Source organism: Pragia fontium (assembly GCF_900638655.1).
Classification (GTDB): Bacteria; Pseudomonadota; Gammaproteobacteria; order Enterobacterales; family Enterobacteriaceae; genus Pragia; species Pragia fontium.
On the sequence record NZ_LR134531.1, the window covers coordinates 3,999,225 to 4,013,633 of the forward strand.

At 49.6% G+C, this 14,409-nt stretch carries 17 protein-coding genes; 1 reads left to right on the forward strand and 16 read right to left on the reverse strand.

Annotated features, from left to right (window positions below; all coding sequences use genetic code 11):
* Nucleotides 1–10 precede the first annotated feature (10 nt).
* The 16 genes from EL341_RS17320 to EL341_RS17395 are packed head-to-tail and all read right to left on the reverse strand — an operon-like array spanning nucleotide 11 to nucleotide 13,597.
* Entirely contained in the window at nucleotides 11–1,240 is a 1,230-nt protein-coding gene (locus tag EL341_RS17320) for a beta-ketoacyl-ACP synthase (protein WP_047779442.1), read from the reverse strand.
* Nucleotides 1,237–1,968 carry a 3-ketoacyl-ACP reductase FabG2 gene (locus EL341_RS17325; protein WP_047779443.1) on the reverse strand — a complete coding sequence of 244 codons (732 nt, stop codon included), beginning with the start codon at nucleotides 1,966–1,968 and terminating at the stop codon, nucleotides 1,237–1,239. Before EL341_RS17325 ends, EL341_RS17320 begins: the two co-directional genes overlap by 4 nt.
* Nucleotides 1,965–2,450, reverse strand: coding sequence for an ApeP family dehydratase (locus EL341_RS17330; protein WP_074824502.1), 486 nt, complete (start codon nucleotides 2,448–2,450; stop codon nucleotides 1,965–1,967). The genes EL341_RS17325 and EL341_RS17330 overlap by 4 nt, the downstream gene beginning before the upstream one ends.
* Nucleotides 2,447–3,616 carry a beta-ketoacyl-[acyl-carrier-protein] synthase family protein gene (locus EL341_RS17335; RefSeq protein ID WP_126468208.1) on the reverse strand — a complete coding sequence of 390 codons (1,170 nt, stop codon included), beginning with the start codon at nucleotides 3,614–3,616 and terminating at the stop codon, nucleotides 2,447–2,449. Before EL341_RS17335 ends, EL341_RS17330 begins: the two co-directional genes overlap by 4 nt.
* Nucleotides 3,613–4,191 (reverse strand): DUF3261 domain-containing protein, encoded by a 579-nt coding sequence (locus EL341_RS17340; protein ID WP_126468209.1) that lies wholly within the window; start codon nucleotides 4,189–4,191, stop codon nucleotides 3,613–3,615. The genes EL341_RS17335 and EL341_RS17340 overlap by 4 nt, the downstream gene beginning before the upstream one ends.
* Nucleotides 4,188–6,512: an MMPL family transporter gene (locus tag EL341_RS17345; protein ID WP_126468210.1), complete on the reverse strand. Its 2,325-nt coding sequence runs from the start codon at nucleotides 6,510–6,512 to the stop codon at nucleotides 4,188–4,190. Before EL341_RS17345 ends, EL341_RS17340 begins: the two co-directional genes overlap by 4 nt.
* The gene (locus tag EL341_RS17350; RefSeq protein WP_126468211.1) at nucleotides 6,487–7,113 is read right to left on the reverse strand and encodes a LolA family protein; all 627 of its coding nucleotides are present in this window, start codon (nucleotides 7,111–7,113) and stop codon (nucleotides 6,487–6,489) included. Before EL341_RS17350 ends, EL341_RS17345 begins: the two co-directional genes overlap by 26 nt.
* On the reverse strand, nucleotides 7,110–7,538 hold the full coding sequence (locus tag EL341_RS17355) for an acyl-CoA thioesterase (RefSeq protein WP_126468212.1): 429 nt from the start codon (nucleotides 7,536–7,538) through the stop codon (nucleotides 7,110–7,112). The genes EL341_RS17350 and EL341_RS17355 overlap by 4 nt, the downstream gene beginning before the upstream one ends.
* On the reverse strand, nucleotides 7,528–9,261 hold the full coding sequence (locus EL341_RS17360; protein WP_126468213.1) for a glycosyltransferase family 2 protein: 1,734 nt from the start codon (nucleotides 9,259–9,261) through the stop codon (nucleotides 7,528–7,530). Before EL341_RS17360 ends, EL341_RS17355 begins: the two co-directional genes overlap by 11 nt.
* Nucleotides 9,252–9,596: an ApeI family dehydratase gene (locus EL341_RS17365; protein WP_047779451.1), complete on the reverse strand. Its 345-nt coding sequence runs from the start codon at nucleotides 9,594–9,596 to the stop codon at nucleotides 9,252–9,254. Before EL341_RS17365 ends, EL341_RS17360 begins: the two co-directional genes overlap by 10 nt.
* Entirely contained in the window at nucleotides 9,593–10,972 is a 1,380-nt protein-coding gene (locus EL341_RS17370) for an AMP-binding protein (RefSeq protein WP_126468214.1), read from the reverse strand. Before EL341_RS17370 ends, EL341_RS17365 begins: the two co-directional genes overlap by 4 nt.
* On the reverse strand, nucleotides 10,939–11,529 hold the full coding sequence (locus EL341_RS17375; protein ID WP_126468215.1) for a COG4648 family protein: 591 nt from the start codon (nucleotides 11,527–11,529) through the stop codon (nucleotides 10,939–10,941). The genes EL341_RS17370 and EL341_RS17375 overlap by 34 nt, the downstream gene beginning before the upstream one ends.
* A 15-nt stretch (nucleotides 11,530–11,544) precedes the next feature.
* A complete protein-coding gene (locus EL341_RS17380; protein ID WP_047779454.1) occupies nucleotides 11,545–11,793 on the reverse strand; it encodes an acyl carrier protein in 249 nt (82 codons plus the stop codon).
* Between the two features lie 15 nt (nucleotides 11,794–11,808).
* Complete coding sequence (locus tag EL341_RS17385) at nucleotides 11,809–12,069, reverse strand: phosphopantetheine-binding protein (protein WP_047779455.1); 261 nt, start codon at nucleotides 12,067–12,069, stop codon at nucleotides 11,809–11,811.
* The gene (locus EL341_RS17390; protein WP_126468216.1) at nucleotides 12,069–12,884 is read right to left on the reverse strand and encodes a lysophospholipid acyltransferase family protein; all 816 of its coding nucleotides are present in this window, start codon (nucleotides 12,882–12,884) and stop codon (nucleotides 12,069–12,071) included. Before EL341_RS17390 ends, EL341_RS17385 begins: the two co-directional genes overlap by 1 nt.
* Nucleotides 12,872–13,597: a beta-ketoacyl synthase chain length factor gene (locus EL341_RS17395; RefSeq protein ID WP_074824476.1), complete on the reverse strand. Its 726-nt coding sequence runs from the start codon at nucleotides 13,595–13,597 to the stop codon at nucleotides 12,872–12,874. The genes EL341_RS17390 and EL341_RS17395 overlap by 13 nt, the downstream gene beginning before the upstream one ends.
* 364 nt (nucleotides 13,598–13,961) lie before the next feature.
* On the opposite strand from EL341_RS17395, the gene EL341_RS17400 reads away from it, so the two are divergent.
* On the forward strand, nucleotides 13,962–14,363 hold the full coding sequence (locus EL341_RS17400; protein WP_053007461.1) for a hypothetical protein: 402 nt from the start codon (nucleotides 13,962–13,964) through the stop codon (nucleotides 14,361–14,363).
* The last annotated feature ends 46 nt before the right edge of the window (nucleotides 14,364–14,409 follow it).

A 14,409-nucleotide genomic window follows, 5' to 3' on the forward strand; every position in this document is an offset into this window, starting at 1 on the left:
CAGTCCCGTATCAGGCCCAGCGTTTTATAATCAGCGATGTATTGATACCGCCAAAAGCAAAGTTATTAGACTGAATATATTGGGCATCGATATGACGACCTTCTGCCATGATATAGTCCAGTTTTCCACACTCAGGATCCACTTCTGACAGGTTGATTGTTGGTGCAAACCAACCGTCGCGCATCATTTCTATCGACATCCAGGCTTCCAGCGCACCGCAGGCTCCCAAAGTATGACCGAAGTAGCTCTTCAGGGAGGAGATTGGCGTATTGCTACCGAATACTGCTTCCGTTGCCTGACTTTCAGCGATATCACCGCGTTCAGTGGCGGTACCGTGAGCTGAAATATAATCAATGTCGCTTGCCGTCAAGTTGGCTGATTTTAGCGCCTGTTCGATGCATATTTGCATCGTTTCCTTACGGGGTTGCGTAATGTGTGAGGCGTCACAGTTGGTTGCAAAACCAACAATTTCACCGTAAATAGTCGCTCCGCGAGCCTGAGCATGTTCCAGCTCTTCCAGAATCAACGTTCCGGCCCCTTCACCGATTACCAGACCATCTCGCTTAGCATCAAAAGGGCGTGGTGATAGTTCCGGTGAATCGTTCATTTGGCTGGTGGCAAATAGCGTATCAAACACCGCGGCCTCAGAAGGACAAAGTTCTTCAGCCCCACCCGCCACCATGACGGTTTGGTAACCGTGACGGATGGCCTCATAAGCATAGCCTATGGCCTGACTACCAGAGGTACAGGCGCTGGAGGTTGGAATAACTCGGCCACGCAGGCCAAAGAACAGTCCGGTATTGACTGCGGAAGTATGCGGCATCATTTGTACATAGGTGGTGGCGGTGATGCTGTAGACGTTTTTATCATTTAGCATGGTACCGAATTCACCGACCTGTTTGGTGCTGCCGGTTGACGATCCGTAAGCGATGCCGGTACTGCCGTCGGTTAATACATCATTACCCAGCAGTCCTGATTGTTCTAGTGCCAGCTCGGTGGCACGAGTGGAAAGTAGAGACACCCGCCCCATTGAGCGAATTTTTTTGCGCGTGTAGTGTTCCGGCAGGGTGAAGTCACAAACTGGCGCACCGAGCAGGGTATTCAGCCCTTCAAACTCTTGCCAGGCTGGCATAAAACGAATCGCGTTTTTTTGCTGTTTCAGGTTGGCTGAAACCGTTGGCCAATCGTGCCCTAATGCGGTTACTCCGCCCATCCCTGTAATGACGACTCGACGAGTCATACCATACCTCCATTGATTGAAATAACCTGACGCGTGACATAGGCTGCGATATCAGACATTAAGTAGCTGGCTAATCCGGCGACCTCTTCGGTGTTCCCCATACGTTTTAGCGGAATCATGCGCATGGCTTCATCCAACGCGATCTGTTCCATATCGAGAATGCCGGTATCAATCAAGCCCGGAGCAATGCAATTTACCGTGATTTTACGTTTGGCTAACTCTATCGCCAACGCTTTAGTGGCACCAATGATACCGGCTTTGGCGGCGCTATAGTTAACCTGACCGCGGTTGCCGGTAATACCGGAAACAGATGATAGGGTAATAATACGCCCGCCTTTACGCAACCCGATCATCGGCATGATGCAGGGATGAATAACGTTATAGAAGCTATCAAGATTGGTATGGATCACGCCATCCCAGTCGCTATCCGTCAGGGCGGGAAACGCGCCGTCACGGATAATGCCAGCGTTATTAACTACGCCGTAGTATGCGCCGTGCTGCTCAATATCTTGTTCTATTTGTTGGCGGCACTGTTCGCGCTGACTAATATCGAAATTGATTAAACGGCCTGTGCCGCCTGCCGCTTCAATGTGTTGCAGAGTTTGCTCAGCCCCGGCTTTATCACTCAGATAATGAACAACAAGCGTAAATCCATCTTGCGCCAGACGGCAGGCAATGGCTTTGCCGATTCCTTTACTTGCACCGGTAACTAAAACGGAACGGGTCATAAGATAGCATCCTCAACGTTAGGTTGTTGTATTAACCGGGCGATTTCCTGATTATCTGGCTGATAAACGTTCAGCTTCGCCTGAGTAACGGTTTCTCCGTTTATCTCTAGTCGGCAGTCGAAGCTGGCAAGCTTATCATCCTGCAATAGCATAGTGGCATATACCCTGAGTAGGCTGCCATTAGGGTATTCATTCAGCGTTGATTTAAAGGCTCGGCTGCCTAATAACATGCCCAGTCGAGGAGTCTGGTTGTTTTGTATTCCATGCCAACCGCTCCAAACGCCAATCGCCTGAGCCATAATTTCAATAGCGAACCAGGCTGGCAGGGCATTTTGGCCGTTAAGATACGGGGATAAAATGCCGTCAGGGTTGACGCTGACTTCACAAATTGTGCTGTCATCGTCAACGGCACATACGGTCTCCAGAAAAACCATCGGAGACTCGTGGGGTAGATAATATGCGGCGGGGTGAAAGTTGTTCATCCGGCTTCTCCCAAAAGTACGCAGGCGTTATTACCGCCAAAAGCAAATGAGTTTGAAATAATCGTTTTTTTAGTTAGCTTTTCTGGGCTGGTGAGTAAATGAATATCGGCAATAGCCGCATCTTTGGCCGAGGTGGAAAAGTCCTGAACCGGCAAGGTCAGATCCCGGTTTAGGATTAACCAGCACAGAATAGCCTCGGTAATTCCGGCAGCCCCCAGCGTGTGCCCGGTCAGATGTTTGGTGGAGCTACAGGGTACCGTTGAGCCAAATACTCGGTTAACCGCCATTCCTTCGGCCAGATCGTTTAACTGCGTAGCGGTGCCGTGCAGATTGATATAACCAATGTGATGGGGTTCCAGCCCCGCCTGATCCAGCGCCATTCTCATGGCTCTCTCCGCTCCTTCTCCTTGAGGGTGAGGGGCTGACATATGCCAGGCATCGGATGATTCACCCATGCCTAATAGGGCAACTTTGGCCGGTTGGCGAGTTAATAGTACCAGACCCGCGCTTTCACCAATGTTAATGCCATTACGCCCTTCGGCAAACGGCACACAACGTTGGCTGGAAATCGACTCTAAACTGTCGAAGCCGTTAATCGCCATTCTGCACAGGCTATCGGCTCCGCCAACCAGCGCCGCATCGGCCATTCCTGCCATGATTAACCGATAGCCGCTGATTATCGCCCGTACGCTGGAGGAGCAGGCCGTGGATAGGGTATAAGCCGGACCATTGAGCCCCAGTAGCGCGGCCAGAAACATGGCGGGATCGCCGAGTTCCTGCTGCTGATAGTGATAATGTTGGGGAAGTTGATCGCAAACTAATTGATGGTTCACCGCCAGTTCACCTTCATGGATACCTGAAGTACTGGTGCCCATAACCACAGCAATACGCTCTGGTCCAAATTGAACAATCGCTTCATCGATCTGTGGTTGAATTTGGCTCAGAGCCGCCATCAGCAGGCGGTTGTTGCGTGAGTCATGGCGAGCTAACTCGGGTGGAACCTGTGGTAACGGGGTATTGACCTCCCCAACCCAGGTCGATTTTTGGTTTAATAGCCAGCTATCGCTTGGTTTCAGGCCTGAATTGCCCTGACTGAGGTTATCGCTGATTTGTTCCAGCGAGTCTCCCAGTGAATTAACCAGCCCAGCGGCGGAAAAGTAGATCATGACGGCGTATCCACATTTTGTATAGTAATTTGATAACCGAAATGGTGCTGAATGATAGCGACGGGCTCACGCTGTCCTTGGCTATTCTGGTAGTAAATTTCACTTATCGTCTGGTTTTTGGCATCGGTCAGAATCCGCTTATTATCTTGATCGGTTAGCTGCCACCCTTCAGGTAACTGGGCTTGCCAGTCGCTGATTGACCAGTAGCTTAGCATAATATCAGCTAATACCTGTTCGGCAGGGGGCAGTTGCGGTAGCGCAAGAGACTGTTCGGTGTGAATTCCACTGCCGTCATAAGTGACTTTAAACAGGCGAATCCCGACCGGTGACAGGGCGGCTAGGGTGATTTTTTCCCCATCTGCGTCCAGCATGACCAGTAAGGATTGCTGTTTACCATCGACGGTCGCCGTTAGCAGCTGTTGGTGGTGCAGCGGGGTTTTCAAGCTGGGGGCAGGTAGAGTGACTTTCGTCCCCCGTTTTAGCCATGCTTGAGGTTGGCTTTGATCCTGATTAAGCGCACAGCCACCAAGTAGCAGTATCAGAAAGGCGGCAATAATGCCGGTTTTTATTCTCATGATGATTTCCTGATTTCAGTACGTTTGGGCAGAGCCAGTGGCGATAGAACAAATGCGGCAAAAATACCGCCGCTGAGCACCAGACCAAATCCGGCAATTGCCTGTGTTCCGCTGGCGGCCAGCAGCCCAAAGCTTAATTCGGTGGTCAGTGCCGCCATCAAAATTGACAGCATCGAGGTGGACGGCGTACCGGCGGGATTGCTGAAAAACAGCGTGTAGTCGATACCGATACCCAGCACTAATATCAGCGCCAGCAGTGAAAACAGATTTAGCGTTTGCCCGCTTAAGCTCAGCACTGCCAGCCCAATACCCAGAGAGAGAACCGTTGGGATAATGCAGCGCAGCCCCTGTCTCAGGCCAAAGCGCCATAAGAACAGGGCGGCGATTACCAATACTGTTGCGGCTAACAGCGTGGTCAGGTGTTGACGATACACCGAGAACAGCGTCGAGAACTCGGTATGTTTATCTACCCAGTGTACGCCAGTACTGTTTAACGCCAACTGTTGTAATGCTGCTGGATTGGTTACGCCATTCACCGGTACCAACACCGCCGATTGACCATCGTCCAGACTAAGCCATAACAGGCGCCAGCCCTCGCTGGAGACGCTACTTAGCCACTGCTTAATCGTAACGGGTGATTGGTTAATCTGCGGTTCAGTAACGTTCAATCCGGCCTGTTGTAAACGGGCAATGACTAAAGGTGCCTGCTGTTTTAGCAGATCGAGATTACGTTGCTGCCTTTGTTCAGATGGAAACGGAAACCAGCGATATCCGGCAATCCAGCCTGAATTTTGGGCGTTATTCAGACTGCTTTCCAGCGCTTCCAGCCGTTGTAGGGTTTGTTCAGCGGAGTCGCCGTAAACCATAAACCATTTTTGATCGCTGTGTTGCCCGGTGAGCGAAGCGATCTGCTGCTCCTGCTGCTGGAATTCAGGGGGAAGGGCTTGCAGCTTGCGGATATCATCATCCACTTTCAACAGGGAAAAGCCGATGATGGTGATCAGCACTGCCGCCAGTGGAATACCGATACGTACTCGGTTGTCATTTTGCCAGCGGAATAACCAACGGGTGATAAAGCCGATGCGGATATGACTGCGTACCGGCAAATGGCGTGATAACCACGGATACCAGCAAATCACGGTTAAGAAAGCACCGCTCAGGCCAGCAGCGGCAAAAATGGCTAACTGTTGTAAACCGGGGAATGGTGCGATAAACAGCAGCAGATAGGCGATAGAGCTGGAAATAACCGCTAACAACAGTGCGGGAAACAGCTTTTTCATACTGGCTAACGGCGATTCATCATTGCCGTGCATCATACGCTCGGTGAGATAATGCAGAGCGTAATCAATGGAAATACCCACGACGCTGGTGCTCATCACCAGCGTCATCACATGGACTTCACCGAAAATTGCAAATACCGCGACGCTGCCGCTGATGGCGCCGATCGTGAGCGATAGCAGGGTTAGCCACAGCGGTTTCAGGGTGCGGAAAACGTAAAGGATCAGGATGATAATGCCTAAACCGGAGACGCTACCGATGGTGGAGATATCCTGCTGTGCCTGCTGACTGGCATAGTCGCTGTAAAATAGTGTGCCACGTTGCAGGAGCTCGGCTCCCGGCCATTTTTGCTGTAGCTGTTGCTTGAGCTGTTGTAGTTTTTCCACCGTTTGGCGGGCGCTCTGAATATCGTAAGAAGAGGCACTTAGCTCACCATGCAGCAGATACCAGGTTCTTCCCTGTTTATCCTGACTGGTTAGCCAACCGTTATTCAGGCGCAATGGGCCGCTGTTTTGTTGCTGGCTCATCTGGGCTGAACGCATGGTTAGCAGCGGATCGCTGTTAAGTTCTTTGGCGCTGACGCCGGCAAACGGTGAGTAAACCTGGCTGAGCACCCAGTCAGACTGGGCGGATGCATCTCCACTCAGTCGCTGGCGGCTGGCGGTGTCCAACAGCGGGTAGCGGCGATCGAAAAAGAACTTACCCCATTCTTGCTGGCGCTGCTCGGTCATTTGACCAGCCACTTCACGAAAGGCGGTTAGCTGTTCCAACTGTTGCTGCCACCAGATTGCTGGCGCACTGTCTTCTCCCTGTGGAGGGCTAACCAGCCAGACCATTTGCCGGTCAAGGCGTTGATTAAAGCCCTCTTCCAGCGCCGGTGGGATATCCTGACTATGCTCTTTTGGCAGCAACGCCATCACGCTGCTGTTTAGCTTGCTGTGGGGTAAAATCAGCGCCAGCGTCAGCAGTAGCCCGATGACGCAAACCAGCCAACCCAGAGCGATGCGGCGATGTACTTCAGGACGAAAAATGGTGTTCTTCATCTGGCGTCAGCGTCGTAGGTTGAGTTTTTTGATCGAAGAAGCGAATGCGGGTGTTATCCCCCTGCATATCATCGATAGCAATGGTATTGAGGAACTGTTCCCCGTTAAGCGTAATTTGGCGGAACAGTTTGTTCAGCGGCATGGTAGTTGGTTGTAGCGTTAACTGCCAGCCGCCGTTGCCCAAATCGCTAAAATTGAGCCTGAAGTTTTGCTCTAAAGCCTGTCGATCGGCATGAAATAGCGCGGTCAAGATGGCGTTAAACTGAAACATCTGAGGATTGCTGTCGGCAGTGACCACCTGCGGCGGTTGACCGACCATGCTTTGTTCCATCCGGCTTTCATTCATCATCAGTTTCAGAGCAAACGGTTTGGTTTGATTCCATACCAAACCGTGCTGCTGTGCGATAAGCACATTACCGCTGGATTTCAGCGGTTGCGACATGCCGTTAATGGTGCGCAATTGTTCAAACTGGGCGCGTAATACGGGGTGATGACTAAAGCGCTGTTGCAAGTCGTCGAGGGAAACTGCCTGAGCAGCCTGACAAATGAACAGAATCAGAGCACCAACCAGCAGGCGGGAGAAATGTATAACCTGACTCATGGCTGTATTCCCAGCTTATCAAACAGGATCTGTGGACTGACGAAACACATTTCGCCATTTTGTTCATTCACCGCTACCTGAATGGTATAGCCTTTAGTGGTTTTCTTACCGCTGGCGCTATCAAACAGGGTGTAGTCAATACGTAGGCGGTTTTCATATTCGGTTAAACGGGCGTTAACGCGAACCTGCTGCTCAAAATGCAGTGGAGAGATGTATTTCACCCGGGTATCAATAATCGGCCACGCATAGCCGGAGTCGCGCATTTGTCGATAGCCATAGTCAAACTGCTTGAGTAAGGCCTCGCGGGCGACTTCAAAGTAGCGAAAATAGTTGCCGTGCCAAACCACACCCATAGCGTCCGCATCATGAAACGGAATGGTTAGATCAATATCAACGGATAAACGGGGATCGGAATCAAGATTCATGCGTATCACTCGGTTGCTCTTCCGGCTTGCTGAGCTGCCAGAAATCATAAAAATTAAACCAGTCTAATGGGGACGTAAGGCTATAGTGTTCCAGTCTGCTGGCGTAACGCTCAACGGTTTGCTGAATGGCCTGCTGACGATTTTCCCTCGGCAGAATCAACGGGTCGGCAAATTTTTCGAAATGAATGCGAAATTTGCCATCCGGTTTCAGGCCGAACATCAAATAGACCGGGCAGCGCAGCACCGACGCCAAGACAAACGGCCCCAGCGGAAATGGTGCGGGCTTACCGAGAAAATCAGCCCAAATAATACGCTGTTCATTTTGCCGATGATGGTTACTGATCGATGTTCGATCGCCGACGATGGCTACCCATTCTCCGTCATCCAGTTTTTGCTTAAGTAGAATAGCGACTTCCGGGCCCCAGCTACTGACCTGAATCATATTAATATTGGAATCAGGATTAATTTCCTGCATAACCTGATTAAAACGTGCGGCATGTTGAGTAAACACCAACGCATTAATTTTTACATCAAAAGAGAGCTCACCCAGCGCGCGACACACTTCCAGATCGCCTAAATGGGAACCGAGAATTAACGTGCCCTGTTGGCGCTCTAGTTGTTGTAGGCATTGGCCTTTGTCCGGGAAATCAACCTGATCGAGCTTAATATCTCCCAGCCAGCAGGCCAGCTTATCCAACATGGCTTCGCCAAAGCGCATAAAGTGGCGATAGCTGGTTAGGTGGGCTGGCAGCGTTAGCTTTTGGTCGGCGGCGTAGTTTTTCAATCGCTGGAGATAGTGTTCCGAAGCCTGACGCTGTCGGTTTCCCGTTAGCCAGTAAAAACCGATAACCGGATACAGCAGCAGATTAAACGCGCGGCGTCCGAACAGGCGATAGGTTTTGACCATTAACCGAATGCCCCACAGCCCTTTGCGCTCATGCGTTTGTGACCAATGCGTTTCATCTTTAAAGTGGCGCATAATTAGCGATGGCATACGGGGAAGCATGGCGAGAAACAGGCGAGTATGCATCCACGAGATACGCAGATTATCGCGCCAGACATCAAAGTGCGACAGGCCATCTTCCGGGTAGATCACCTTCGTTGGAATAAAGCGTGACTGTGTACCCTGCCAGTAAAGGCGCACCATGATCTCGGTATCGAAATCCATATGTTGACCGAGGGGAACGCGATCGGCTAACTGTAGCGTAACGTCGATAGGATAAACGCGAAACCCGCACATGCTGTCGCGAATGGATAAAGACAGGGTTTCAATCCATACCCAGATATGGGTGATATAGCGCGAGTAGAGGCGAGATTTAGGCACGCTTTCATCATAAACCGGCTGGCCGGAAATAATATCATCAGGATACTGTTGTGCCTCCGCGAGTAAGCGGGGAATATCATCCAGAAAGTGCTGACCGTCGGCATCCACCTGAACGCCATGGCTGTAACCCTGACGCTGAGCCTCGCGTAGAGCGCTCAGTACCGCCCCGCCCTTTCCCTGATTCTGCCGGTGGCGAACCAGCGTTATCCAAGAGTAAACCGTAGTTAGCCGATCCAATTCATCAGCAGTTTCTTTACGGCTGCCGTCATCCACAACGATACAGTTGAGCTGAAAAGCGGCCAACTGTTGCAGTACGCTATCCATGGTTGAACCATGGTTATAACAAGGAATAACCAGACAGGGATTAAAGGCCTTATCCGTTGAGTGATTTAATGGCATAGGCTAATCCTGCCGCTGCTGGCGAGGATATCACCGCAACGGTACTGGAAGCTCAGTTTGGACTTTGCTTCATCCCAGTTAAGGGTGAGGGTGATTTCTTCCGATGGAAATAATGGGCGCTGGAATTTCACTACGTCAAGCGCGCTAAATATTGGCGGTAGATTAAAGAGTTCAGCGCCATAATGCATAACCCAGTGAATTTGGGTTACGCCAGGCAACAGAGCCTGCTCAGGAAAATGGCCTTTAAACCAGAATAGTTCCGGCTGTAATTTAAAATAAAGGGTGGTACTGACGCCGTCGGTTATTTGGCGGGCGCTTTCCTGTGGCAACATCATAAAAACAGTTCCTGTAATTCACTGTAGGCTCGCTTACCTTGCGTATTGAGCGGAATTGCCGACACAATTCGCCAGCGTTTAGGTAAAGCAACCGGTTCAAGCCATTCTCTTAACTGTTGGCGTAAATGTTGGGTTAACGGGTGATCGCCCTGCTGGTGACGCTGTTGGCCGATATTGGTCAGAACAATAGCCGCCGCTAAGAGAGTTCTGCCATTTTGCGTAATGGGGATCACCGCCGCATCGCTGATTTCATCCAGCGAGATTAAACGCTGTTCTACATCCGCCAGAGATATGCGTTTCTCTTCGATTTTAATAATTTTGTCTTTACGTCCGAGCAGATGGAAACCATCGGGCTCAAGGCTAATCAGATCGCCGATGGTACTGCCAGCATCGTTGTTAAACAGCGGAGAAACGACGTTAATTTCACCGTCCGGCTGTCGTGTGATTTGGATACCGTTAAACGGCTGCCAGGGCTGTTGCAGATGCTCTTGACGGCGGTGAGCAATCACTCCGGTTTCACTGGTGCCGTAAATTTCTAGCGGTAGCACGGTCAGACACTGCTTTACCCGCCGGGCCTCGTCGAGGTTTAATGGCCCGCCGGCTGAAACGACCATCGCGCAATTCAACACCCGTAAGCTGCTATCCAAACGTTTTAAATAGGCCGGGCTGGCGATTAAGGCTAGTGGAGTGGTGGCCAGCGGCTGTAACTGCTCGTGGTATTCAGTGAGTTGAGCATTAAACGGCAGTCCCAGCACCAGCGGAAGCAAAATGCGGAAGGTTAAACCATAAAGATGTTGATGGGATACGGTGGCCGCGATCCGGGTGCCGGGTACCAAACTACGCCAATTGTTGGCCAGTAGTTCACTTTCGGCTTCCAGCAGTCGGATAAGTTTATGTACCGCTTTCGGTTGACCGGTAGAGCCGGAGGTAAACAGGATGAGTTCAGCGTTCTCCGGCCATTCAGGTAAATCGATGGCTAATTCTTCTCTATCGTGCGGTGTCGCGGATGACCAAATGGTTGGGCAGCCTATCTGTAATGGTAGATCGCTCAGCAATGCGTCAAAAGCACCCTGCTGATACTGTTCTTTAAGCTGAGCCTGCCGCAGATGCCCAGGGATTACCGGGGTTTTACCACAATAAATTAAGGCCAGTAAGGCCGCGGAGAACAGATAACTGTCATTAAAGCAGATCGCCCATTGTTGTTCGGGACAGGACTGTAGCTGACGAATCAGTTTTTTTACCCGGAAACGGAATTTAGACAGGGTAAGGTGTTGCTCTCCCCGCCAGGCAATCAGTGTATTATGAGGGCGGTTGACGCTGAGAACATCTTTCAGGCGCAGCGTTATCCGTGGCGCAGCCGTTTTCTGATTATCCATTCCGTACCCATTAATATTCCCATTAAAAAATAACTGATAGCGCCGTTATACAACGTCCATAGCTCGATGTCGTCATACAGGCAGGTAAAAAGCGCAATGCTGCCGTTGATGATAAAGAACAGGCACCAAACCTGAGTGACTCTGCGGGTATAGCGTACGCCTGCTGGTGGTAAATCAGGCTCGGTTAAACGCGCTAACCTTTCGACAATGGACGGTGGCCTAAACAGCGACTGACCAAATAGACCCAACAGTAGCAAACTGACCACAACCGGATAGTAGAGCAACCAGTGATTCTGTTTCAGCAACCAACTCGCCAGAGCCAGCAAAATGCCCAATAGCGCAAAGGCTTTCATGAGCCAAGAAAGCTGTTTGATTTTTCCTCGGGCTAATACCAAGCGGCTGGCAAAAAGCACTACCAGCAGCGGAGCCAGTACCGATGTGCCCCAATAGCTCAGGCCAAAATAGACAGCAAACGGATAGCCGATAACGGCCAGCGCCGTTAACCCCTGAATGATAAAGGCGAGGTGAAACCGAGGCCGCCCACTGCGGTTAATCATCGGCAGCCCCAGAAATTACTTATTCTGTAGCAGTTGATCGACGGCATTGACCACATCTTCTACCGTACGTACCGATTTAAACATTTCTGGATTGATTTTCTTACCGGTCATTTTTTGTAAGTAAACCACCAGATCAACGGCATCAATGCTATCCAGCTCCAGATCTTCGTACAGTTTGGCATCCAAAGTGATATCGTCGGCATTCGTCTCGAAAAGCTTCACCATGATCGCTTTGACTTCTTGATAAATTTGCTGTTTATCCATTATTCAATACCTCGGTTATTTGTCGCGTTGTGAAGCGATCAGTTCGGAAAGTGAGGCGACGGAATAGAAATGTTTGCGGGTATCTTCACTTTCGGCGGAAAGAATCACGCCATAGCGATTTTTAATGGCTAAACCTAGCTCTAATGCGTCAATCGAATCTAAACCCAAACCGTCACCAAACAGCGGTGCGGCGGTGTCGATATCGTCCGGCGTCATGCCCTCTAAATTAAGGGCGTCAATGATAAGGGCTTTAATTTCGTTATTTAAAACATCCATTATTTTTTCTCATTAGTTTGAACGGGCTCTGGTATGAGCTTTTGGTTTAAAGTTTGCGTCAAACGGCGAGCGGCGATAGCAGGCGATGCATCACCATCAGCGGTATAATCCTTTGCGCTAATCTTTTCTTTTACCATAATTTGAAACCGTGGTTTCACGGGGGGGATATTATACCACTTTCCCTGTTTCGTCAGCATTGGCTGGTCACAATGAATGGTGACTAACCGAATATCCGCATGGCAACGCAAAGCAATATTGGCCGCGCCTCGCTGTAGATGCATGGTTTGTCCCGGCGTTGTTCGTGTTCCTTCCGGGAAAATCAGGATCATGCCGTTAGAGTCCAGTATCTGTTGGCACTGCGGCAGCAAAATATCAGATTCTGAATTGGCAATATATCCGGCGGATTTAATCACGCCGCGCATAAAAATATTATCGAGCAATGACTGCTTAACGATGCAGTCACAGCGTGGCATACAGGAAGCCAGAAAGACGTAGTCCAGCAGACTTGGATGATTGGCGACCACAATGCAGCCGGCATCCTGATCGAGTTTGTCTATTCCATCGAAGCGATAGTCTAAAACGCGGAAAAAACGGGTAAGCCAGAGGAACAGCTTGAAGCTGTAGCGAATGCTGTTTTGCGTCAGGATGGTGCAGCGTTGGCGATCTTTGACCACAATACGCAGAGTAGAAAACCAGAAGGTCGACATCATCAGGCCGCCAATACCGAATAGCGTAAAGCAGAATCCGGTGGCAGCAATGCGCCAGAGTCGATTGAAAACGGAAGATTTCCCTTGGGGTTTAATTATTGACGCCATTGCCAGTCAGACCTTGTCCCTTTTAGGGTGAACTGTGGTGCTTTTGCCAGCCAGTGCCGCATAAAATCTATGCTTTGCGGCAACTCAGACGATTCGGTATCCGATAATGGTAGACAAGGCGTTTTACTTAATTGATGGCATTGCAGCTGATTACCGGGCGCTATCAGCAATCCTACTGCATAAGCTGGGATTTGATGGCAAATTTGCGCATGGTAGGCCTGTGGGATAGCACCGTCAAAATCCACCAGCAGCACCTTCTGTGCTCCGTTAGCTAACATCCCCTGAACTTCCAACATCCCCTGCTGAAAACCATCTGCGCCAGCAGCAATGGAGGAAATGGGTAATGGCGCTTTTCCACTGATGGTCAGCAGCCCTGAGGCAGTATTATGTACTGACATGGCAAAGTCGGTCGGGGAGATATCTTGATGCTGACAGAGGTCAGCAATAATTTTATAGGTGCGTTCCAGCTCGCCATGGCGACTAATAAACACCGCGGCATCTGGCTGTTCCTCTAATAGGGTTAATCCAACTTCAACGCTGAGTTGGCTGGGTATACTCATACGACGTGCGGTCATCATCGGAATACGCTGAGCTTTGGGTAGCGGTTCACTCCAGTCCGTATTCGGGCCGGTTGACCAAGCTAACCATTGTTCCGGGGTCGTTAATCCGGGCGCTAATGCACACCAGCTCAGAATATTAAATGAATACGTCATTAATGAAGAATACCTCTTAAAATTCGCCGGTATAATAATACAGATAAGAAACTTTTTACATTAACGGTCGGTAAATTAACGGAAATAATATATAAACGAATTAATATATTTTTGTCAGATATTTATTTATATATTGATATCTTCCAGGTAATTATTGAGGAGAACCCTCTAATATTTATGGCTAATACATAACAAATTCACTGATATATCATTTTTTGTTAGACTAGCGTGCTTTTTTGTTGGCGGTGGCTAAATCCCTCACTATTAGGGTATTATCTAGCCGGTTATAATCGGGACAGCGGAATAATTTGCGTCAGAATCATAGCGTGGTTAGTCCAGTAAAATTCAATGGAGAATAAATGAGATGAATATGAAAAGTTTAAAAATATTATTTGTTAGTATTATTGCCCTTATTTTTATTGCTGGCTGTAGCGGTAACCGTGTGGCGCGTAACCTCACTTCGGATATCAACGGTAGCTTCACGACACAGCAAATTGAAAAAGCGATCATGGACTCAGGTAAAGGCCGCGGCTGGGAAATGAAGAAAATGCGCACCGGTTTGATCACCGGTAAAATTGTGACTCGCGGTAATTCTGCGGAAATTCGCATTCCTTATACTTCATCTCAGTATTCTATTGAGTACGTTGGTAGCCAGAACTTGACGCCAGATACCGACAAAGTGCCGGGTAACTATAACCGTTGGGCAGCGAAGTTAGATCAAGATATTCAGAATAAGCTGTTAGAACAGCAGGCTTTATATAACTAATTTTTAACCATAATAATTTTAATATGTGATGCGGAGATGATTTTAT

Coding starts and splice junctions, on each gene's coding strand:
- EL341_RS17375 (WP_126468215.1), bottom strand. CDS start 11,529: ATGATTAACCGCAGTGGGCGGCCTCGGTTTCACCTCGCCTTTATCATT.
- EL341_RS17395 (WP_074824476.1), bottom strand. CDS start 13,597: ATGACGTATTCATTTAATATTCTGAGCTGGTGTGCATTAGCGCCCGGA.
- EL341_RS17330 (WP_074824502.1), bottom strand. CDS start 2,450: ATGAACAACTTTCACCCCGCCGCATATTATCTACCCCACGAGTCTCCG.
- EL341_RS17380 (WP_047779454.1), bottom strand. CDS start 11,793: ATGGATAAACAGCAAATTTATCAAGAAGTCAAAGCGATCATGGTGAAG.
- EL341_RS17325 (WP_047779443.1), bottom strand. CDS start 1,968: ATGACCCGTTCCGTTTTAGTTACCGGTGCAAGTAAAGGAATCGGCAAA.
- EL341_RS17400 (WP_053007461.1), top strand. CDS start 13,962: ATGAATATGAAAAGTTTAAAAATATTATTTGTTAGTATTATTGCCCTT.
- EL341_RS17355 (WP_126468212.1), bottom strand. CDS start 7,538: ATGAATCTTGATTCCGATCCCCGTTTATCCGTTGATATTGATCTAACC.
- EL341_RS17340 (WP_126468209.1), bottom strand. CDS start 4,191: ATGAGAATAAAAACCGGCATTATTGCCGCCTTTCTGATACTGCTACTT.
- EL341_RS17335 (WP_126468208.1), bottom strand. CDS start 3,616: ATGATCTACTTTTCCGCCGCTGGGCTGGTTAATTCACTGGGAGACTCG.
- EL341_RS17390 (WP_126468216.1), bottom strand. CDS start 12,884: ATGGCGTCAATAATTAAACCCCAAGGGAAATCTTCCGTTTTCAATCGA.
- EL341_RS17365 (WP_047779451.1), bottom strand. CDS start 9,596: ATGATGTTGCCACAGGAAAGCGCCCGCCAAATAACCGACGGCGTCAGT.
- EL341_RS17320 (WP_047779442.1), bottom strand. CDS start 1,240: ATGACTCGTCGAGTCGTCATTACAGGGATGGGCGGAGTAACCGCATTA.
- EL341_RS17345 (WP_126468210.1), bottom strand. CDS start 6,512: ATGAAGAACACCATTTTTCGTCCTGAAGTACATCGCCGCATCGCTCTG.
- EL341_RS17370 (WP_126468214.1), bottom strand. CDS start 10,972: ATGGATAATCAGAAAACGGCTGCGCCACGGATAACGCTGCGCCTGAAA.
- EL341_RS17360 (WP_126468213.1), bottom strand. CDS start 9,261: ATGCCATTAAATCACTCAACGGATAAGGCCTTTAATCCCTGTCTGGTT.
- EL341_RS17350 (WP_126468211.1), bottom strand. CDS start 7,113: ATGAGTCAGGTTATACATTTCTCCCGCCTGCTGGTTGGTGCTCTGATT.
- EL341_RS17385 (WP_047779455.1), bottom strand. CDS start 12,069: ATGGATGTTTTAAATAACGAAATTAAAGCCCTTATCATTGACGCCCTT.